12 protein-coding genes and 1 riboswitch are annotated in these 20,432 nt (G+C 63.1%); of the genes, 6 read left to right on the top strand and 6 right to left on the bottom strand.

Translation table 11 applies throughout. The annotated features are described in order from the left end of the window. Window positions 1-74: 74 nt before the first annotated feature. From C7A17_RS06875 to C7A17_RS06865, 3 genes are all read right to left on the bottom strand, one after another. Complete coding sequence (locus C7A17_RS06875; protein WP_106737321.1) at window positions 75-6,035, bottom strand: hemagglutinin repeat-containing protein; 5,961 nt, start codon at window positions 6,033-6,035, stop codon at window positions 75-77. 11 nt (window positions 6,036-6,046) lie between these two features. Then, the gene (locus C7A17_RS06870; RefSeq protein WP_158704644.1) at window positions 6,047-7,735 is read right to left on the bottom strand and encodes a ShlB/FhaC/HecB family hemolysin secretion/activation protein; all 1,689 of its coding nucleotides are present in this window, start codon (window positions 7,733-7,735) and stop codon (window positions 6,047-6,049) included. A 223-nt stretch (window positions 7,736-7,958) separates the two neighbouring features. Then, window positions 7,959-9,968: a sensor histidine kinase gene (locus C7A17_RS06865; RefSeq protein WP_199796400.1), complete on the bottom strand. Its 2,010-nt coding sequence runs from the start codon at window positions 9,966-9,968 to the stop codon at window positions 7,959-7,961. An 80-nt stretch (window positions 9,969-10,048) separates the two neighbouring features. Here C7A17_RS06865 and C7A17_RS06860 point away from each other — a divergent pair, with 80 nt between their 5' ends. After that, window positions 10,049-10,732, top strand: coding sequence for a response regulator transcription factor (locus C7A17_RS06860; protein ID WP_106737319.1), 684 nt, complete (start codon window positions 10,049-10,051; stop codon window positions 10,730-10,732). 45 nt (window positions 10,733-10,777) lie between these two features. On the opposite strand, the gene thiC is transcribed toward C7A17_RS06860, so the two are convergent. Next, window positions 10,778-12,661 carry a phosphomethylpyrimidine synthase ThiC gene (thiC, locus tag C7A17_RS06855; protein ID WP_106737318.1) on the bottom strand — a complete coding sequence of 628 codons (1,884 nt, stop codon included), beginning with the start codon at window positions 12,659-12,661 and terminating at the stop codon, window positions 10,778-10,780. A gap of 94 nt (window positions 12,662-12,755) precedes the next feature. After that, window positions 12,756-12,862, bottom strand: a riboswitch (TPP riboswitch). Window positions 12,863-13,082: 220 nt separating this feature from the next. Between thiC and C7A17_RS06850 the strand changes: the two genes are divergently transcribed. Continuing rightward, window positions 13,083-14,519, top strand: coding sequence for a TolC family outer membrane protein (locus C7A17_RS06850; protein ID WP_106737317.1), 1,437 nt, complete (start codon window positions 13,083-13,085; stop codon window positions 14,517-14,519). 161 nt (window positions 14,520-14,680) lie between these two features. Here C7A17_RS06850 and waaA read toward each other — a convergent pair whose 3' ends face one another. Together waaA and C7A17_RS06840 are read right to left on the bottom strand one after the other, a co-directional pair. Beyond that, complete coding sequence (gene waaA / locus C7A17_RS06845) at window positions 14,681-15,946, bottom strand: lipid IV(A) 3-deoxy-D-manno-octulosonic acid transferase (protein WP_106737316.1); 1,266 nt, start codon at window positions 15,944-15,946, stop codon at window positions 14,681-14,683. A 43-nt stretch (window positions 15,947-15,989) separates the two neighbouring features. Next, window positions 15,990-16,877: a LysR family transcriptional regulator gene (locus tag C7A17_RS06840; protein WP_106737315.1), complete on the bottom strand. Its 888-nt coding sequence runs from the start codon at window positions 16,875-16,877 to the stop codon at window positions 15,990-15,992. An 88-nt stretch (window positions 16,878-16,965) separates the two neighbouring features. Between C7A17_RS06840 and C7A17_RS06835 the strand changes: the two genes are divergently transcribed. The 4 genes from C7A17_RS06835 to C7A17_RS06820 all read left to right on the top strand — a co-directional run bounded on the left by C7A17_RS06835 (window position 16,966) and on the right by C7A17_RS06820 (window position 20,395). Next, window positions 16,966-17,298 carry a DMT family transporter gene (locus C7A17_RS06835; protein WP_106737314.1) on the top strand — a complete coding sequence of 111 codons (333 nt, stop codon included), beginning with the start codon at window positions 16,966-16,968 and terminating at the stop codon, window positions 17,296-17,298. Window positions 17,299-17,361: 63 nt separating this feature from the next. Then, window positions 17,362-18,537 carry an NAD(P)/FAD-dependent oxidoreductase gene (locus C7A17_RS06830; RefSeq protein ID WP_106737313.1) on the top strand — a complete coding sequence of 392 codons (1,176 nt, stop codon included), beginning with the start codon at window positions 17,362-17,364 and terminating at the stop codon, window positions 18,535-18,537. After that, entirely contained in the window at window positions 18,534-19,343 is an 810-nt protein-coding gene (locus C7A17_RS06825; protein WP_106737312.1) for an aldo/keto reductase, read from the top strand. The genes C7A17_RS06830 and C7A17_RS06825 overlap by 4 nt, the downstream gene beginning before the upstream one ends. A gap of 146 nt (window positions 19,344-19,489) precedes the next feature. Further along, complete coding sequence (locus C7A17_RS06820) at window positions 19,490-20,395, top strand: metal ABC transporter ATPase (RefSeq protein WP_106737311.1); 906 nt, start codon at window positions 19,490-19,492, stop codon at window positions 20,393-20,395. Window positions 20,396-20,432: the final 37 nt, after the last annotated feature.

Raw genomic sequence — 20,432 nt, 5'->3', positions numbered from 1 at the left:
CCCCCACTGCAGGCGCGCTGGAATACGCGCCTTACAACATCCTAGCGCGCCTGCGGCGTGGAAACAGCCCCTGATCAGCGCCCCTGTTCGATACGCGTCTCGCCACCGGAGCGAATCGTCGCGGCACTGCTGCCCTTCTGGCTGCTACCGATCACCGAGGCCGCTGCCGAGCTGCCGCCGCTTTCTTCGCCGTCCTTGTCCTTGCTGGCCTTGGCCGAGAAGCCTGCCTGTACGCCCACTTCGGACGAGCTGCTTTCGGCTGACTCCATGCGCACCTGGCCGCCTGCCGACAGGTTGGTATCGCCTGCCGACTGCACCTGAGTTCCTTGCAGAGTAGTGTCGCCGCCGGAGGTTACCGTGACGTTGCCACCGGAGTTGATCGAGCCTGTGCGTGCCTGGTTCGAATTGCTGCGGCTCAGGCCGCCACCGATGGAACCTTCGCCGCTCTGCGCGCCCTCGTTGTCTTCCGACGCCGAGACGCTGAGCGAGAGGTTGTTCGACGAACTGCTGGACGTATCACGCGCCGCCGCGAACTCGACGTTGCCGCCGGCTCCGATGGTCGTGTCGCCACCGCTATTGAGTTCCGTGCCTTCGAAGCGTGCATCGCCCGTGGTGCTGATGTTCAGCTTGCCGCCGGCGTTGAGGCTGGCGGTGCGAGCAGTGGACGCATTTTCCTTGGCGTTCTCTGCCTCGAAGCCTGCTTCGACGCTGGCGCCGTCGGTACCGACCTTCACCTCCGCGTTCAGCGACTTGCTGCTGCTCGAGCTGCTGCTGGTGTCGCGAGCGGCCTGGATATCCAGCGAACCGGCCTGGATGTTGATGTCCTCGCCGGCCTCGAAGCTGGTACCGACCAGCGTGGTTTTCTCCGTGGAGGTGGAGGAGATGCTGCCACCGGCCTTGAAGCGGCTGGTGACGGCTGTGCTGGACTGTTCAGAAGCCTTGCTGTCCTCGCCCTCGACCGACGCCTTGGCGCCGTAACCAGTGCCGGCGCTGGCGCCTTCATCGGTGCTGGCCTTGGCCTCGGCACCGACGTAGGCACCCACGCGGGCGTCGTGGCTGTACGAGCTTTCCGACGAGTAACTCTGGTCTGACACTGCCTCGTCGCGAATCTCGCGGGCGGACTGGCTGATGTTGCCAGCCGCCTCGACCAGGGTGCCCTGGTCGACGATGGTGTTCTGCGCGGTGCGGTTGAAGTTGCCGCCAGAGGTGAAGCTGTTGGTCACCTGGGTGATCGAGGTGCTGCTGTTGTTGGACTTCTCTGTCGCCTGACGCACACCGGCGCTGGCTTCGGCACTGGCGCTGGCCGAAGCCTTGGCTTGGCCGTTCTTGTCGACGCTGGCTTCGGTACTGGCCTCGGCACTGGCGCCGACATAAAGACCCGCGGTATGGGTCTCGGCACTGCTGCTGCTGGTGCTGATGTCCTGCGCGGCGACGTTGCGGATGTCCTGCGCCTCGATGTTCATGTCGCCGCCGGACGATACCTGGGCACCCTGGAAGGTTGCGGTGTCGCTGGCCTTGAGGTTCATGTTGCCGCCGGACTTCAGGGTCGAGGCGCTATTGACCAGGTCATAGCTGGAAGACTGCTCACGCTCGTGGCGTGCGCCCGCGGTTGCGGTGGTCTCTGCCTTGACCTCGGCCTTGGCGCCACCGGTGCCGTGGGCACTGGCATTGGCGGATGCCTCGGCGCCAGCCTCGGAGTCGACGTAGATGCCGATCGAGGTGCGGGTGGTGTTGCTCTCGCTCCAGCTTTCGTTGCGCCCGGTGAGGACGTTGATGTCCTTGGCGTCGACATTCAGGTCGCCACCGGCTTCGACATTGGAGCCTTGCACGGTCACGTCGCCGTCACTGCGCATCGACAGGTTGCCCCCTACGTTGAGGTTGGAGGCGACGCTGGTGTTGCTGCCGGTGTTGGTCACCGTGGTACTGACCTCAGCCAGCTTCACGTTGGTGCTGTTGCTGGCGCTGGCCTTGGCACTGGCGCTGGCACCCTGACGGTTGGCCTCGGTTTCGGTGCCGGCTGACGCGCCTGAAGAACTGTCGATTTTGAGGAACGTGGTGGTCTCGACCTTGGTGTCGGTACGGCGTTCGTCGAGGCCGTCGAGGATGGCGATGCCTTGCTTGCCATCGAGGCTGGCATCACCGCCAATATTGACGTCAGAGCCTTGCACAACGATCTGTTCGCCCGCCTTGACGTTGGCATTGCCGCCGACGTTGAGGGTGGAGCCCACGTTGGTGCCGGTGAAGTCGTTGACGGTGGTCTTCTGGCTGCCATACAGGCCGCCACCAACGCCAATGCCGGACTTCGAGGTCTGGGTGTCGACGGTCAGCTTGTCCTGACGGGCAACGACGTTGAAGCTGCCGTCGGCCTCGGCATCCAGGTCGCCGCCAACATTGACTTCGCTGCCAGCGATGGTGGTGTCGCCACCGCTGCGGGTCTTCAGGTCGCCTTTGATGTTCAGGCCAGAGCCGATGTTGGTCTCGCTGCTGACCGAGGTGCGGGTGCTGCTGGAACTGAGGAAACCGCCGCTCTCGGTGTAGCTGGTGGTGGTGTTCTTGTCGACGATGGTGTCGACGGTGATGTCGCCACCTGCATTCAGTGAGGCATTGCCTTCCGAGCTGATATCGGCACCGATCACTTCGATATTGCGTGCAGCGTCCAGGCTCAGGTCACCGGTGGACTGGATGCTGCCGGTCTTGCCGATGGCGGTAGTGTAGGTGGTACCGTCGCCCTGGCCGACGGCCAGGGTTTCGTTGCGGATGCTGCCCTCGGTGGACTTCAGATCGACATTGCCGCCCTTGATGGTGCCGCTGGTATTGGTGATGTCGCCACGGGTTTCCACCGTCAGGCTGCCGCTGCCGGAGATGGTGCCGCCGGTGTTGCTCAGGCCTTCGCCGCTGATGCGGGTGTCGCGTGCGGCGATCACCGCGCCTGCCTCGAGTGCTGCCACAGTGCTGGCGGCCAGGTAGACCTTGGGTACGAGAACTTTCTGACCTTCGACGACGGACTCTTCCATCCATACGATGTCTTCGGTCAAACCTGCCAATTGCACGGCGGTCGGGGGTTTGCCGAATTCCAGGCCGAGTGACTTGCCCTGAGCATAGGCTTGATCCATCAGGCGTTTCATCTGGTCGACTTCGTTGTCATAGCCGGCGATCACATTGTTGTTGGTCTGTTGGATCAATTGCTGGCGGATCAGGTAGGCCTCGTAGTTGGCATCGCCCAGGCGCGTTTGCACGGTGTCCGGGTTGAAGCCGTAGCGCTCGGCCAGGTAATCGGAGCCGACGAAGTTCGAGCCCACTGCGAAGTTCGGGTTGGTTTCCACCAGGTATTTGGCGCCTGGTGTCTTGCTGGGGACGTAGTAGCCGTTGGGGTTGGTCGGCAGCGTGATGCTGGGGGCGCCGATGCCAGGGGTGTTGACGCTGGTGCCCAGTTGGCTGCCGAGGCGGGCCTTGCCCTCATCCTCCGGCCAGGGTGAGCCGACGTTCTCCAGCGTGCCGCTGGTGAAGTTCAGGCTGGTGGCGTAGATACCGGCACCGCTGCGGCCGATGACCTCGGCGTCACTGAAGACGCCTCCGCGGATGCCCTCTGCATAGGCTTGGCTATCAGGTACGCGTTCCCAGCCCCAGCCGGGATTCCAGTCGCCCCAACTGGTGCCGTCGTCGTCAGGACTGTTGGGCAGCCCGTCGTCACGACCAGCGCAGTTTGCCGGGCCGCCGTCATAGCAGAAGCGATCGGGGTCGACACGAACCCAGCCAACACTGCCGTCATCGTTATCGATCCAGCGCAGCACCTTGGTGTAGTGGTAGAGCGCCAGTTCTTCGTTGCGGAAGGTGCCGGTGCCGCCGATCTCGACGTTGGCTGCGGAGATGACGCCGACCTTGTTCTGGCCGCTGTTGCCATAGTCGATGGTCAGCTTGCTGCCAGCGCCATTGGAGATGATCTGGGCTTTCTGCAGCGCCTGCAGCTGGGCCAGGGTCAGGCCGACCAGTTGCTCGTTGTAGGTGTACTGGACGTCATACATCCAGGCATCGATGCCCTTGCAGATGCCCAGAAAACACCCGGAGTTGGCGATCTTGTCTGAGCTGATGACGTTGCCATAAGTCGGCGAGCCATCCTGCTTGGTCAGGCTGCCGCCGCTCCACAGGGTTTCGTTGACGAACGACTGGCTGGCCTTGATGTGGATATCGCCTACGCCGACGACGGCACCGTTGTTGATGAAGCGTGCACTGTCCGTGGCCATGCTGCCATTGCTGTCGACGGTGCCGCTGCTGTGGTTCTGTACCTTGTCACCGGCTTTCAGCGACAGGTGTTCGCCGGCATACAGGGCGCCCGAGTTGTCGATGCTGGTGGTGGCCTGGATATCGAGCGTCTTGAGTGACGACAGACCCGCAGTATTGGTGTTGACGAGCGAGTTGGCCTTGACGTTGAGGTTACCGCTGGCGTGCAGCACGTTGCTGTTGGTCAGGCGCCCTCCGGCCTGCACCTGGCCATCCGCGGCGCCGAGGAGCTTGCCGGCATGATCGATGGCGCCCGTTGCCTTCACGTCGAAATCGCTGACGCTCTTGATCTCGGTGTTGCTGCCGGTGGCGAGTACGGTGGCGGAATCCAGCTTCAGTTCGCCCGCACTCTGCACGGTCGCCTGGTTCAGGCGCAGGTCGCCACTGGTGGTGGTCAGCGTCAGGGATTTGCCGGTGGCCTGGGCATCGGCACCACTGTATAGGTTGGCTGCGTCGTTCACCGTAAGGCTGGCTGCACGGATGGACAGATCGTCGCCCGCGCCCCAGGCGCTGCCGGCAATCTGCGTGCTGCCGGTGGTCTGGATTCGCGCATCACGCCCGGCGTAGCGCTTGTCGCCCGTACTGTTGTCACTGAGGCTGGCGGCGGTCAGGGTGAGATCGCGACTGGCAGTCAGGGTCGACTCGTCCAGCGCCACTTGGCCAGCCTGGGCAGTGATGGCGATGTCGCGCTTGGCGGTCAGCTGGGTGCTCTCGCCTTCGACGCGAATCGATTCGCCTGCGGTCGAGCTGCTCAGTGCGATATCACGCTCGGCGCTGATGCGCGTGTTGATTTCGATCTTGCCCGATGCGCTGAGCACGAAGTCATCGGCGCTGGCCGCCGCTTCGCCGCGCATGCGCACGCCGACGCCGTTTTCGGTGGCCAGCAACTGAATACGATTGGCGTACATGCCGCCCAGGGCGGTGGAGTCGATGGCATACAGCGGCGTATCGCCGGTTGGGGCCTGGGCCGTGGTGCTGCGGTCGGCATATCCGTAAGTGTTGCTGCCGGCCACCACGGCCACATCCTGGCCGTTGATCTGGCCATCAATCTTCACCGAGCGTGCCACCAGATCCAGTACTTTCTGGTTGCGGCCGTCGAGGCCGGTGCCTTCGATCAGGATGTCACCCCGGTTGACGTTGAAGCCGGCCACGCGGCCGTCGCCGCCAATGGTGGGTACGCCGGTGGTCAGGGTGGCACGGTCGGTGTTGATGAAGCCACAGCCCGAGCAGGTGATGCCGTAGGGGTTGGCTACGATCACGTCGGCCTTGCCGCCGACCACCTCGGTATAACCCTTGAGCGAAGAGCGATTGGGCGCGACCACTTCGTTGAGGATCACCCGTGCTTCGTTGGTCAGGTTGACGTTGGGCACGATCTGTCCGCCGAGCTGCGATTGCAGCGCGCCGGCACGCGTAAGCGCCGAGTTGTTGTTGAGAATCTGGCCACTCGGGTCGACGTTGTAGTGGATGTAGCGGTTGTGCGAAACACCGGCCTTGTTGGCCGTGGCGATATCGATGACCTGGACGCCGTTCGGCGCCTGGAAGACCTGGGTGTTGCCGCTGGCAACTTCGACGCCTGCTGCATGCACCGAGCCGACGAAGATCGAGGCTCCGAGTACGCTCAGTGCGAACAGGCCAACCGAGCCCATCGGGCCACGGCCCGAGCCGCTGGCGCTGCGGCCGCCGCTGCCGACGTTCTCCGCCACCACCATGAAGGCGTTGCGAACCCTGTTCCAGACGATGCGATAGATATGGTTCATGTCATCTTCCTTCAGAGGGAAAGGCTGAGGCTGAAGGCCAGGGTGTCGCCCTGATCCGTTTCATATTTGGGGGAGTCGAGCGGGTGTGCCAGCGTCAGGTTGAGATTGACCGGGCCGGTCATCACGCCCACGCCGAGCGACGCGCTGCTGAGGTCGCCAGCGGATTCGTCCTCCCGGTTCCAGGCCTTGCCGTAGTCGAGTCCGACGAAGGGGCGCAGTAGGGCAGGACGGCCATTGGGCAGGCTGAAACGATGGGTCAGGGCCAACTCGTTGCGCCAGTAGTAGCCGTGATCGCCGGCAATCGACTCCTCGTTGAAGCCGCGCACCGTGTAGAGGCTGCCGAGGGAGATGCGCTCCGAGCCATAGAGCACGTCGCGAGCATGCTGGCCGCTGAACTGGCTGTTGAAGCTCAGTTCCTGGTTCAGCAACTCGAAGGGGCGGTAGTAGCCGAAGCCGTACTTGTACTTGGTGAATTGTGCGCGTGGTGCCCAGTCGGGCAGGTTGGAGGCGTCCTTGAGCGAGCCGAACAGGTGCAGGCCACGGGCCACACCAAGGTTCAGACTGAAGGCGCCGCCGAGTACGCGCGTGGTGTAACTGGAGTCGAGGTCGAACACACTCAGGCGACGGCTGCTGACCTCCAGCAGGATGTCTTCGAGGTAGTTGCCCTGTTCTTTCTGGGTCAGGGCGCCGGACAGGTTCCATTGGCCGGACTGGCCGCGCCAGAGCACGCGATCCATTTGCAGGGTGTAGGTCTGCGAATCGCCGTTGGTTTTCAGCTTGGCACCACTGGGCGCCTTCAACAGGCTGGCATATTCGGAGTCGGAGAGGCTCAGGCTGAAGGTGTTGTAGCCCCAGGGCAGCACGTAGGTCAGGTTGTTGAAATAGGACGAACGCTTGCCGCTCTCGTAAGGCTGGGCGCGGCGGTGGGTTAGGCTGAGGAAATCGTTGAAGCCCAGTGGGTTGTCGAGTCCCAGGTTGACCCCGAGTTGATTGCGGCCGGTGGCTTTCTGGCCGTTGTTGTCATAAGTGAGATTCAGGTGGTACGGCTGCCCCGGCTCGTTGTTGAAGCGCACCAGGCTGTCGCCCGCTTCGGTGCCTGGAAGGATTTCCATGGTGGCGTTGTTCGACGACAGGCGATTGATCTGATCCAGCGCCTGCTCCAGGTCACGCAGGTTGAGTGGTTCACCGACCTTGCCGGGAAATACGTTGCCGGGGGAAATGGAGCGTTTGTCGCCATCGTTGATGTCGATGCGCTCGAGCTGACCTTCTTCGACTTCGATGATCAGGGTGCCCTGACTCAGATCCTGGCCAGGCAGGTAGGCACGTGCGGTCACGTAGCCACGTGTCATGTATGCGGCGGTGATGTCGGCCAGCAGTTGCTCGATCTCGGCGACGCCCAGGCAGCGGCCTTGATAGCTCTCCTGAATGTCGCGGCGAACGCGTTCGGGCAGCAGTTCGGCATTCTGAATCTCGACCGTGCTGATGTCCCGGCAGGCCGCCGAATCGCGTGGTCGGGGTGTTGGCGGCACCACTTGCAGGCGAGTGGGGGGCTGATCCGATTGCAGATCCTGCAGGCGCTGCTGCTGGATGCGCTGGTTCATCTCGTTCTGCAGACGTTCTGCCTGACGTGCGGCTGCCTCCAGGTCGCTCGGCGTCTGTGCCATGGCGGCGACGCTTGCCGAGCCGAGCAGCAGGATCATCAGGACATTCAGCAGGGGATATCGGCGTATGTTCGGGGCGCTATCGACAGGAGAAGACGCTGTGGACGGCATGCCGGAGGAACGGCATGAGAGTGCATGGAGATTCGGCATGGCAGACCCGCTCGCTCGTACTGCATGAGTGATGGCAATTTGCGATGAGTCTATTGGTCTTTGGTAGCGGGGGGCTGAGCAAATCTGAGCGGTAGTTGAGTGATTGACTCGGTTATTGTGGTGCTGGGTTTTTCGGTATGCGCAGGCGCAAGCACACGCCCTGTTCACCACCTGCAGAGAGCAGGGTCACGTCGCCGCCGAGCATTTCGCTGATGCGCTTCACCAGATACAGACCCAACCCTGCGCCTGCGGCGTGTTTGGCGTTCTGTCCGCGAAAGTACTTGCGGAACAGACGTTCTCGCTCATGTGCGGGAATCTGGCTGGATACGTTGCAGATGTCGATGAGAAGGAAGTCGCCGTCTTCGTTGACATCGACCTCCACCGTTTCGTTGGTGGGGGAGTGACGGTCGGCATTGGCCAGCAGGTTTCGCAGGGCGATATGCAACAGCCCCACGTCGGTGATCAGGCGTTCGGGCTTGCAGCGGAAATGGTTGCGAATACGCCCCGGTGCGAAGTCGCCGCTGAGATCCTCCAGCAGGGCTGGCAGGTCGTAGGGCGCGTGCTTCAACTCGACTGGCGACTCGCTCATGCGGTCGTCGCTCAGGTATTCGTCGACCAGTGCAAGCAGTCGAGAGGCGGCGTCGCGTATCTGCTGGCAACGCTCCGCATTCCTCGGTGTCTGCGGTGGTGTGCTCTGCTCGATACGCTGTGACAGAGTGGTGATGATCGCCAATGGGGTGCGGAATTCGTGAGACACCATGGCGACGAAATCCTGTTGTTCGGTGCGTACACGCTGCTCGAGCTCCAGCGCATTGCGCAGCTCCTGTTCGAGCAGTTCGCGACGGTGTATCTCCTTGCGCAGGTCAGCGGTACGCTGTTCCACTTCGTGGGTCAGTTCCTGGCTGTGTTGCTGGGCCATGTTGGCGGCGCGGTTGGCCTGCCAGCGTTCGCGCGAGCGGCGCTTGCGCTCGTAGCGAGCGATCAGCCACAGGCTCAGCAGGATCATGTGCAGCATGGTGGCGATCGTCGTCGCCAGTTCGGTCCAGGGATTGACCGGCAGGTAGCCAAGGTTGCGCAGGAAACCGATCAGCAATCCCGCATAGAAGATGCCGAAGGCCAGGGCAAAGAACCTGGCATGTCGATAACCCCGTATCAGCAGCCGGATGCACATACCGCTGAACCCGACCATCATCACCATGCCCAGCAGGAGCACTGGCACCACGCTCAGGGAATAGTTGTTGAGCAAGGCCATGCTCAGACAGTAGAGCGCCGCGACCTTGATGAAGTGATCCATCCACCGGCTGCTTCGTGGATAGAGTATTGGCATGCCCAACTGCTGCATCGATACGCGGAATCCGACCAGCAGGTTGCAGGCAAAACCGGCCCCGAGGAGACGATCGCTCCAGGTCACGGGCAGGCCGCTGATCTGCTGAATCAGCCCCAGGCTCAGGACTTCGTTGAGCAGACTGAGGCTGATGTACAGGAGAAACAGGCCACTCATCTGGCTGCGGGTCGCTGCCCAGAAGATCGCGTGCAGGCCGATCAGTAGCAGGTAGAATCCGAAATGCAGGCCAAAGAACAGGCCCTCGCGCCGCGAGTTGTCGTCGAAGGCCAGGCGCTGCCAGATCTCCACGCGCGTCGCCAGCGAGTTCTTGCTTTCAAGCCTGATTAGCAACGCATGTTGGCCCGCTTCTGTCGGCTCGAACGGGATCACCGCACTGCGGTAGTCGACAGGCCACTCGCTGCGTGACACGTTCTCGCCGCTGAGACCAAGCAACTGCCAGCCGCTGGGGCGCCAGATGTAGATGCGTACATCGTCCAGTAGCGCATTGCTCAGGTGGAGCATCCACCCACCGGGCCGGGGTTGCGGCACGTCCAGCCGCAAGCGCAGCCAGTAGGTATCCGGGGTATAGCCAGCATTGAGGTTGCTGGGCAGTTTCTGCCACCCTTGCGCGGCATTGGCCTGTGCGACATCGAACTGTCCGCCGGGGTCTGCCAGACCCTCGAGATAGCCTGCGGTACTGAACATCGGTTTGGTATCGTCCAGGTACAACGCGGCGGCATGCAGCGTCGACGGCAACAGCAGGATGAGCAGCAATAGCAAAGGAGGGAGTCTGAACATGCCTGGGGTGAGGAGTCTCAAGGCTTGAAGATCATGGGCGGCAGGGCTATGAAAGCCGCCAGTGAATGAGTTTGGCAAGTATGATCGATCTGATTTTTCTCGAAGACGACCCCGTACTGGGGGCGGAGCTGGCCGACTTTCTCGGAGAGATCGGCTATCGCGTGACCTTCGTGACCAACCTGGCGGAATTCGATGCGGCCTTCGAGGCCGGGCGTCATCGCCTGGCGGTAATCGATATTGGCCTGCCTGATGGCAGTGGTCTGGCGCTGATCCAGAATCTGCGCCAGGCGGGTGATCGGCTGGGCATCGTTGTATTCAGTGCACGCAGCACCGCGACCGACAAGATAGAAGGGTTGTGCATCGGCGCCGATCATTATCTCGGCAAGGGCTGCGACCTTGGCGAGCTCTCTGCCACGCTGGAGGCGCTGAGTCGCCGTTTGGAGCTGAACCGCAGTCAGTTGGAATGGTGCCTGGAAATCGGCCCGCGCCGCCTGCGTTTGCCTGATGGCACGCAAGTCTCACTGTCGCAACAGGATATGCTGGTGCTGCGTTGTCTGATGGCGGCACCCGGTGAAAGTATCAGTCGTCGGCAGATTATCCAGGTACTGGGCGGCGATTACCTGAGCTACGACCAACGGCGCCTGGATACCCAGATGAGGCGACTGAGACGCAAGGTGCTGGACAACGGCGGAACGGAGTTGCCCATCAAGACCCTGCGTAACAGTGGTTACTGCTTCTATGACGGGGCGTCGGTACGCTCCTGAAAGAAAAAGCCCCTTTCATGGAAAGGGGCTTTGGCAGGCTGATCGTCAGACTTGCCGGTAGATCACCGCACCTTCTTCCTTGAAGCGCTCGGACTGTTCGGCGAAGCCAGCCTCGATGGCCTTCTGTTCGTCAGTCAGGCCATTCTCCTTGGCGTACTCACGCACTTCCTGGGTGATCTTCATCGAGCAGAACTTCGGCCCGCACATGGAGCAGAAGTGCGCCACCTTGGCCGACTCCTTGGGCAGCGTCTCGTCGTGGAAGGCGCGCGCAGTGTCCGGATCAAGGCCGAGGTTGAACTGGTCTTCCCAGCGGAACTCGAAGCGCGCCTTGGACAGTGCGTTGTCGCGGATCTGTGCGCCCGGATGCCCCTTGGCCAAGTCGGCGGCATGCGCGGCGATCTTGTAGGTGATGATGCCGGTCTTCACGTCATCCTTGTTCGGCAGGCCCAGGTGTTCCTTGGGCGTGACGTAGCAGAGCATGGCGCAACCGAACCAGCCGATCATCGCCGCACCGATGCCGCTGGTGATGTGGTCATAGCCTGGCGCGATGTCGGTGGTCAGCGGGCCGAGGGTGTAGAACGGCGCCTCGTCGCAGCACTCCAGCTGCTTGTCCATGTTTTCCTTGATCAGTTGCATCGGCACATGGCCGGGGCCTTCGATCATGCACTGCACGTCGTGCTTCCAGGCGATCTTGGTCAGCTCGCCGAGGGTTTCCAGTTCGCCGAACTGCGCGGCGTCGTTGGCATCGGCAATCGAACCGGGGCGCAGGCCATCACCCAGGGAGAAGGACACGTCGTAGGCCTTCATGATTTCGCAGATGTCTTCGAAATGGGTGTAGAGGAAGTTTTCCTTGTGATGCGCCAGGCACCACTTGGCCATGATCGAGCCGCCACGGCTGACGATGCCGGTGACGCGCTTGGCGGTCAGCGGTACATAGCGCAGCAGCACGCCGGCGTGGATGGTGAAGTAGTCGACGCCTTGTTCGGCCTGCTCGATCAGGGTGTCGCGGAACAGCTCCCAGGTTAGGTCTTCGGCGATGCCGCCGACCTTCTCCAGTGCCTGGTAGATCGGCACGGTGCCGATTGGTACCGGCGAGTTGCGGATGATCCACTCGCGGGTTTCGTGGATGTGCTTGCCGGTGGACAGATCCATCACGGTGTCAGAGCCCCAGCGAATGCCCCAGGTCAGCTTGGCTACTTCTTCCTCGATGGAGGAACCCAGCGCCGAGTTGCCGATATTGCCGTTGATCTTCACCAGGAAGTTGCGGCCGATGATCATCGGCTCCAGCTCCACGTGGTTGATGTTGGCCGGGATGATGGCGCGGCCACGGGCGACTTCGCTGCGCACGAACTCGGGGGTGATCTCTTTCGGGATGGCGGCGCCGAAGCTGTGGCCGGCGTGTTGTTCGTTCAGCAGGCCGGCTTCACGCGCCTCGGCCAGCTTCATGTTCTCGCGGATGGCGATGTATTCCATCTCGGGCGTGATGATGCCCTTCTTGGCGTAGTGCATCTGGCTGACGTTATGCCCGGCCTTGGCCCGGCGCGGATTGCGCACGTGAGCGAAGCGCATCTTGGTCAGCTCGGCATCGTTCAGGCGGCGTTGGCCGAACTCGGATGACAGGCCCGGCAGTTTCTCGGTGTCACCGCGATCTTCGATCCAGGCGCTGCGTACGTCGGCCAGGCCCTTGCGCACGTCGATGGTGACGTTCGGGTCGGTATAGGGGCCGGAGGTGTCGTAGACGGTAACCGGAGCGTTGATCTCGCCACCGAAATCCGTCGGGGTGACGTCCAGACTGATCTCGCGCATCGGCACGCGAATGTCCGGGCGCGAGCCCTGTACATAGACTTTCTGCGAACGGGGGAAGGGCTTTACCGACTGTTGGTCGACCTGTGCAGATTCACTCAGGTTCTTTTGTTGTTGTGCGCTCATCAAGGCTCTCCGGGATGGTTGTCGGAGCAGAACCTGAAAAGAGGAGGAGCGAAGGCGCACCACTGGCGGTGCCGAGAGGACTCGCCGGGTGCACTGGCGAGGACATCTTGTTCCCTACGCAGGCCTTAACCTGATCAGGTTCAACGGGATCCGGCAGCTGCCAATCTCAGCCCCGCATTTGGGGCACCCCGACAAGAACTCGGGCAGTCTAAACAAGCTGATGAGAGAAAACCAACTCGACGGTCAATAAAGTTCGACCCGTGCGTCGGAAAGCGACTAATGCCGCTGCTGATGGCGGATTGTTCCCAACGAGCAACATAGCTTGCCGCCAGCTAGACTGATGCCGTCCATGGCGCGCTTGACCCCCGCCTGTGGCGCCCCGTAGCCTTGCCGATTACCGCCTATTCAAGGATCGACATCCATGTTGCGCAGACTTTCCCTGGCCATCGCCGTGGCCGCCGCTTCGGTCGGCCTGGTTCAGGCCGAAGAGGCCCCGCTGTCCAGCAAGACCGACCTGGTCACCGTGTATCAGGAAGCGGCGAAGAACAATGCTGATATCGCCGCCGCGCGCGCCGATTATCAGGCCCGTCGCGAAGTGGTGCCGCAGGCGCGTGCCGGCTTGCTGCCCAACCTGTCGGCTGGCGCCAACTATGGTGATACGCGCACCGAACTCGACTCCCCCAGCGCGACCCTTTCGCGCAGTGGCCTGGTGTATCAGGCCAACCTCAGCCAGCCGCTGTTCCGCGCCGACCGCTGGTTCCAGTTGCAGGCGGCCGAGGCCACCAGTGAACAGGCCGCGCTGGAGTTGTCCGCCACTGAGCAGAACCTGATCCTGCAGAGCGCCGAAACCTACTTCGCCGTGTTGCGTGCCCAGGACAACCTGGCCTCGACCAAGGCCGAAGAAGCCGCATTCAAGCGTCAGCTGGATCAAGCCAATGAGCGTTTCGACGTCGGTCTCTCCGACAAGACCGACGTGCTCGAAGCCCAGGCCGGTTTCGATACTGCACGCGCCAACCGCCTGCTCGCCGAACGGGCGGTGGATGATGCTTTCGAAGCCCTGGTGACCCTGACCAATCGCGACTACGTGGCTGTCGAAGGGATCGTCCATACCCTGCCGGTGTTGGCGCCGACGCCGAATGACGCCAAGTCCTGGGTCGATACCGCCGCCGCGCAGAACCTCAATCTGCAGGCCAGCCTGTATGCAGTCACCGCTGCCGAGGAGAATCTGCGTCAGCGCAAGGCCGGCCATGCGCCTACCCTGGATGCGGTGGCCAGCTATCAGCAGGGCGACAACGACAGCCTGGGTTTCACCAACTCCGGCGGGCTCCCTCGTTACAGCGGTGACGTGTCGCAGCGCTCCATCGGCCTGCAACTGAATATCCCGATCTACAGCGGTGGCCTGACCAGCTCGCAGGTGCGCGAGGCCTACCAGCGTCTGGGTCAGACCGAGCAGCTGCGCGAGAGCCTGCGTCGCCAGGTGGTGCAGAACACGCGCAACCTGTTCCGTGCGGTGAACACCGATGTGGAGACCGTGCAGGCGCGTCGCCAGTCGATCATCTCCAACCAGAGCGCGCTGGAGGCCACCGAGATCGGCTATCAGGTCGGTACCCGCAACATCGTCGACGTGCTCGATGCCCAGCGTCAGCTGTACAGCGCCGTGCGCAACTACAACGATGCGCGCTACGACTACATCCTCAACAACCTGCGCCTGAAGCAGGCCGCCGGTACCCTCAGCCCGGCTGATCTGGACGCGCTGGGCAGTTTCCTCAAACCGGACTACAACCCGGACAAGGACTTCCTGCCGCCGGATCTGGCATCTGCCGCCGAGGAACGCCTGAAGAACAATCAGGATTTCTGAGTCGCCCGCAGTAAACAAAAAAGCCCGACGCAAGTCGGGTTTTTTGTTTTGGGCTACTTGGGTTGCTACCCGTAGGGTGCGCCGTGCGCACCGGCGATATTAGGGGGCGGCCGTGGTGCGCGGTGTTCAGCCGCGAATGCTCCTCCCGGATTGCATCCGGGCTACATTAGGCGGCGCAATCCATTCAGCAGCCGCTCCAGCGCACCCTGGTTGGCCTTGAGCACGGCAAGGCCAGCCTTGCTCATGCGCTGCACCTCGCCAGGTGTGCTCAACAAGTGCGCAACGCTGTCCGCCAGCTGCGTTTGGCTTTCGACCACGTCCAGCGCTCCGGCTTCCCGCAGCTGCGTGGCGATTTCCAGGAAGTTGAACAGGTGTGGCCCGCTCAGTACCGGTTTGCCCAATGCGGCAGGCTCCAGCAGGTTATGCCCGCCATTGGCCACCAGGCTGCCGCCGACGAAGGCGATATCCGCCAGCGCGTAGAGAAACAGCAGCTCACCCATGGTGTCGCCCAGCAGCACCTGGTCACTGGCTTGCACTGCTTCACCCGTGGAGCGGCGGCGTGTCGTCAGTCCTTCACTGATGCAGAGCTCATGGATCGAGTTGAAGCGCTCGGGGTGACGCGGCACCAGGATCAGCAGTGTGTCTGGTCGCGTCTTCAGCAACTGGCGATGGGCGGCGAGAACGATCTCGTCTTCGCCCGCGTGGGTGCTGGCCGCTATCCACACCGGGCGCTGTTCGGCCTGCCACTGACGGCGCAACTCGACGGCACGTTGCAACAGTTCGGCATCGATCTTCAGGTCGAACTTGATCGAGCCGGTGACTTCCACGCAGGCAGGGCGTGCACCCAGATCGAGAAAGCGTTGCGCCTCGGCCTGGGTCTGCACCGCAATCAGCGACAGCTCGGCGAGCATCGGGGCGGTGAGCGTGGCAAAGCGCGCATAGCCGCGTGCCGAGCGCTCGGACAGGCGTGCGTTGGCCAGGGCAACCGGAATGCTGCGCTTGGCGCACTGGTGGATGTGGTTTGGCCACAGCTCGGTTTCCATCACCACGGCCAGGCGTGGCTGTACGCGGTCGAGAAAACGTGCGGCGGCCCAGGGCAGGTCATAGGGCAGGTAGCAGTGCTGCACGCTGCTGCCGAACATGGCCTGGATGCGCTCGGAGCCTGTCGGCGTCATGCAGGTCACGGTGATCGGCAGCTCGGGATAGTGCGTCTGCAGTGCGCGGATCATCGGCGCGGCGGCGATGCTCTCCCCGACCGATACCGCATGCACCCAGATGCCGCCGGGTTTCATTGTCGGCAGGCCGAGGGAGAGGCGTTCGTTGATACGCCGAGCGTACGCCGGCGCCTTGCGTGCGCGCAGCGCCAGACGCAGGGCGATCAGGGGCAGGGCCAGGTGCAGCAGCAGGGTGTAGAGGAGTCTGTTCATGGGGGCGCAGCTTATCGCCGCCCGCCATCGCCTGGAAGCGTGATCACGCTTGCGGGCGCAGCAGTTCGCGCGCGAGGCAGTCGGCCAGCCAGTTGGCGGCGGGGCCGAGCGCGCCGTCGCGACGGCAGACCAGCTCCACCACCAGCGGCAGCGGCGCCCAGTCGCTGCGCAGTTCCTGCAGGTGGCCCTGGTAGGTCGGATACTGCGCTACATGGCGGGGGAGCCAGGCCCAGCCAACGCCGCGTATCACCAGCTCGGCCATCACGTAGAAACTGTCGGCGCGCCACACCAGCGGACTGATCTGCTCACCGCCTGGGTAGTGGCTGTCTTGCGGTGCCATCAGCAGTTGGCGATGTTCGGCCAGGTCGCGGCGTTCTACGCTGGCGAGTTCTGCCAGCGGGTGTTGCGGGCTGCACACCGTGACCATCTCGATGGTGCCCAGGCGCTGGCTTTCCAGCTCTCTGGGCATTTGCTCGTGATGAAACAGCAGGCCCAGGTCGGCCTGGCGTTGCAGCAGCTTGCGCGCAACGTCGCCCTGCGCGCCGCTGGAAAGCTGTACTTCGAGCAAGGGAAAGGCGTCGGCCAGGGCTTCCAGGCTGGCCAGCACCGGCTGGTAGGGCATGGCTTCGTCCTGGGCCAGGCGCAGACGTGCCTCTTCGCCACGTGCCAGGCCGAGCGCGCGGCCATCCAGTCGCTCACATTGTTGCAACACGCTGCGGGCCTGCTCCAGCAGCGCGCCCCCCGCCTCGGTCAGACGCGGCTGGCGCCCGCTGCTGCGTTCGAAGAGGGTGACCCCGAGATCGCTTTCGAGCAGGGCGATGGCGGTGCTGACCGCTGATTGCGCGCGTCCGGTTTGTCGGGCTGCGGCGGAGAAGGATCGGCTCTCGGCGGTGCGGACGAATAATTGAAGCTGATCGAGATTCCAGTTCATGGTTGCCTATCTTAGAAATAGATAGGTAATGACTTTATCCCATCATGGCGAGACTTAGAATTGCGACCATCTTTCAGGAGTCACCATCATGCCCGGATACCTCTATCTCGCCATTGCCATCGCGGCCGAAGTGGTCGCCACTACCTCGATGAAGGCTATCGATGGTTTCAGCAAGCCGCTGCCGTTGCTGTTGGTTATTGGTGGCTACGGTATCGCCTTCTGGATGCTGACTCTGGTGGTGCGCACCATCCCGGTGGGTATCGCTTACGCCATTTGGGCCGGACTGGGCATCGTCCTGGTCAGCATCGCTGCGCTGGTCATCTATCAACAAAAGCTCGACCTGCCAGCGGTGCTCGGCATGGGCCTGATCGTCAGTGGCGTGGTGGTGATACAGCTGTTCTCGCAATCGACCGGGCACTGATGGGCCGCGGGCGAGGAAGTTGACGGGTTATACTGCGCGCCTGTTTTTCGCCGAGGCCCGTTCATGTCCCAGTCTCTCAGCACCGATGTCCTGATCGTCGGCGGCGGTATCGCCGGCCTCTGGCTCAATGCGCGCCTGCGCCAGCAGGGCTTCGCCACTGTTCTGGTGGAGCGCGGCAGCCTGGGTGGCGGGCAGAGCCTGAAGTCGCAGGGCATCATCCACGGCGGTGCCAAGTACGCTCTGCATGGGGCGCTGACCGGCGCCTCCGAGGCTATTGCCGATATGCCGCGTCGCTGGCGCGAGGCGCTGGCTGGCACGGGCGAGCTGGATCTCTCCGGTGTGCGCATCCTGTCCGATGCCCATTACCTGTGGTCGCCCGGTACCCTGGCGGGCAACCTCACCAGCTTCTTCGCCAGCAAGGCGGTGCGTGGGCGTGTCGATCAGGTCAAGGGCGAGCAGTTGCCGCCGGCGCTGCAGCATCCGAAATTCAAGGGCAAGGTCTACCGACTTGCCGAGTTGGTGCTCGATGTGCCGAGCCTGATCGCCCGTCTGGCCGAACTCGCCGGTGATAGCCTGCTGGCCGCCGAACGTATCGAACCGCTGCAGGACAACGGTGAGCTGTGCGGACTTATCGTCGACGGTCGCGAGATTCACGCGCAGCGCATTGTGCTTAGCGCCGGCGCCGGCAATGCCGAGCTGCTCGCGGCGCTGGGTATCGAACAGCCCGCTCAGCAATTGCGTCCTTTGCATATGGTGTTGGCCAAGGGGCCGGCGCTGAAACCGCTGTACGCGCACTGCCTGGGTGGCGGGCCAAAGCCGCGGGTGACCGTTACCACGCATCCGGCGGCCGATGGCCAGTGGGTCTGGTACCTCGGTGGCGATCTGGCCGAGGCCGATGGCGTGGCACGCGATGAAGCGGCGCAGATTCAGGCCGCGCAGAAGGAAATGGCGGCGCTGCTGCCCTGGGTCGATCAGAGCCAGACGCGCTGGGCGACATTGCGCGTCGATCGCGCCGAGCCCGCGCAGTCGGGGCTGGTGCGTCCGGACAACGCCTTCCTTGCCGAGCAGCAGCGTCTGCTGGTGGGTTGGCCGACCAAGCTGGCGCTGGCGCCGGACTTCGCCGACCGTGTACTGGCCACGCTGCAACGGGACAAACTGCAGCCGGCCAAGCATGCCGCGTTGCCCGAACTGCCGCGCCCCGCGCTGGGCCAGCCGGTGTGGGAGGCGTTGCTGCCATGAGTACCCTGCACGATCTGCATCGCCCGCTGGGCTCCACCGGCTTGCGGGTTTCGCCGCTGGGCTTGGGAACGGTCAAGCTCGGCCGCGACCAGGGCGTAAAATACCCTAACGGCTTCACCATCCCTGACGATGCGCAGGCCCTGGCCTTGCTGCAGCAGGCGCGCGAGCTGGGCATCAACCTGATCGATACCGCGCCGGCCTACGGCGTCAGCGAGCAGCGCCTCGGCCCGCTGCTGCGCGGTCAGCGCGATGAGTGGGTGATAGTCAGCAAGACCGGCGAGGAGTTCGAGCAGGGACAGTCGTTCTTCGACTTTTCCGCCGCGCACACTCGCCTGTCGGTGGAGCGTAGTCTCAAGCGCCTGGAGACCGATCGCATCGACCTGCTACTGGTGCATTCCGACGGTAACGATCTGGCGGTGCTGCGTGATACCGGCGTGTACGAGACTCTCGCAGCGCTCAAGCGTGAGGGCAAGATCCTTGGCTACGGGATTTCCGGCAAGACCGTTGAGGGCGGTCTCCTGGCGCTGGAACAAGGTGACTGTGCCATGGTCACCTATAACCTGAGTGAGCAAGGCGAAAAACCGGTGCTGGACTACGCTGCCAGTCACGCCAAGGGAATTCTGATCAAGAAGGCGCTGGCCAGTGGGCACGCCTGCCTGGCTCCGGGTGTCGATCCGGTACGCGCCAGTTTCGAGCTGATCTTCGATCATCCTGGTGTCAGCAGCGCCATCGTCGGCACCATAACCCCCGCCCACCTGGCGGCCAATGTCGCGACCGTAGCGGCGGTGTTGCAGGGTATCCGCTAAGGCTCTTGGTCACGTCCTCTTACAGGCTTGGGTTGTGTTGGACGGTCGGCTTGGGGCAGCCTTGAGCGGTTTTCGCTTCAACCTGATCCTCGCGTGGATGCCGGCGGCCGAGTCGGCTTCATGCCCAGCTGGAACAAGGAGTCGAGATGCCGCGTACGCTGATCCGCAAGGACCCGAGTAACTTCAAGACCCTGCCGCTATTCGTCGAGGCTGGCCCTGATGGCCTGAGATACCAGAGTCTCGGGCAGCCGCTGAATTTTCGTCAGATGCTCGAGCGGCGTCGGCCAGTGGAGATCACCGATAGTTCACGTTTCGCGGTGGAGCTCGCCAATCTCGGCGTTTCCGTGCGTCTGACCCTGCGCCTGCACGGACGCGACTACTGGCTGCTGGTACGCCAGCGTCGCCCGGATCGTGGTGACACCGTACTCAAGCTGATTTCTGGCTATGTGCCCGCGCATGAGCTGAACCTGCCCCTGCTCACCGCCATTCAGGAAGTGGCCGAGGAGTGTCTGCTGGAGAGTGCGGAAGGCTGGCTGGGCGGGCGTTTTGCCGACACCTGGCTGCCCACGCCTTATCAGGGGACGTTGCGCTATCGCGAATCGAGTCATTTTCGCCTCAGTCCGTTGTCCGGCGCTGCGCGTCCGGTGCAGTGTGGCAACCTGACCTTGCTCGAGCGGCCGCGTGCCTACGTGCATCTGCCCACGGCATCCTTGCAACTGGTCTACGACTTGAGCCTGGAGCTGCCGCGCGATGCCCGTCAGTTGAGCCTGTTCCATGTCGATGAGTGTCTGGAGGATGGACATTTGGTCGCACGACTGGAGCGTCGTCGCCCGGACATCTACCTGCTGGCATTGCAGCGCGGTGTACCCAGCGGTGGTCTGTTCACGCTGCGCAAGGGTGAATTGCTGGCGGCCAGTACCCGAGGGGTGTGGCTATCGGAGAGTTTCGCCGAGCAGGACGGCTGGCTGGTACGTGACGAGCGAATTCGCTGGAAGGACTGGCTGGGTCGCTTCGCGGCATCGACGCCGCAGCGCGTCTCGGTTGGCGCGTAGGGCGGGTGCAACCCGCCGTTGGCCGTCTGGCGGGTTG

Origin of the sequence: Pseudomonas mendocina (assembly GCF_003008615.1) — a bacterium.
Classification (GTDB): domain Bacteria; phylum Pseudomonadota; class Gammaproteobacteria; order Pseudomonadales; family Pseudomonadaceae; genus Aquipseudomonas; species Aquipseudomonas mendocina_C.
This window is presented reverse-complemented; position numbering and strand designations above follow the sequence as displayed.

Bases quoted from the DNA above. Each gene is read 5' to 3' on its own strand.
- C7A17_RS06820 (WP_106737311.1), top strand. From the start codon at position 19,490: ATGCCGCGTACGCTGATCCGCAAGGACCCGAGTAACTTCAAGACCCTG.
- C7A17_RS06835 (WP_106737314.1), top strand. From the start codon at position 16,966: ATGCCCGGATACCTCTATCTCGCCATTGCCATCGCGGCCGAAGTGGTC.
- C7A17_RS06830 (WP_106737313.1), top strand. From the start codon at position 17,362: ATGTCCCAGTCTCTCAGCACCGATGTCCTGATCGTCGGCGGCGGTATC.
- waaA (WP_106737316.1), bottom strand. From the start codon at position 15,946: ATGAACAGACTCCTCTACACCCTGCTGCTGCACCTGGCCCTGCCCCTG.
- thiC (WP_106737318.1), bottom strand. From the start codon at position 12,661: ATGAGCGCACAACAACAAAAGAACCTGAGTGAATCTGCACAGGTCGAC.
- C7A17_RS06875 (WP_106737321.1), bottom strand. From the start codon at position 6,035: ATGAACCATATCTATCGCATCGTCTGGAACAGGGTTCGCAACGCCTTC.
- C7A17_RS06860 (WP_106737319.1), top strand. From the start codon at position 10,049: ATGATCGATCTGATTTTTCTCGAAGACGACCCCGTACTGGGGGCGGAG.
- C7A17_RS06840 (WP_106737315.1), bottom strand. From the start codon at position 16,877: ATGAACTGGAATCTCGATCAGCTTCAATTATTCGTCCGCACCGCCGAG.
- C7A17_RS06865 (WP_199796400.1), bottom strand. From the start codon at position 9,968: ATGTTCAGACTCCCTCCTTTGCTATTGCTGCTCATCCTGCTGTTGCCG.
- C7A17_RS06825 (WP_106737312.1), top strand. From the start codon at position 18,534: ATGAGTACCCTGCACGATCTGCATCGCCCGCTGGGCTCCACCGGCTTG.
- C7A17_RS06870 (WP_158704644.1), bottom strand. From the start codon at position 7,735: ATGATCCTGCTGCTCGGCTCGGCAAGCGTCGCCGCCATGGCACAGACG.
- C7A17_RS06850 (WP_106737317.1), top strand. From the start codon at position 13,083: ATGTTGCGCAGACTTTCCCTGGCCATCGCCGTGGCCGCCGCTTCGGTC.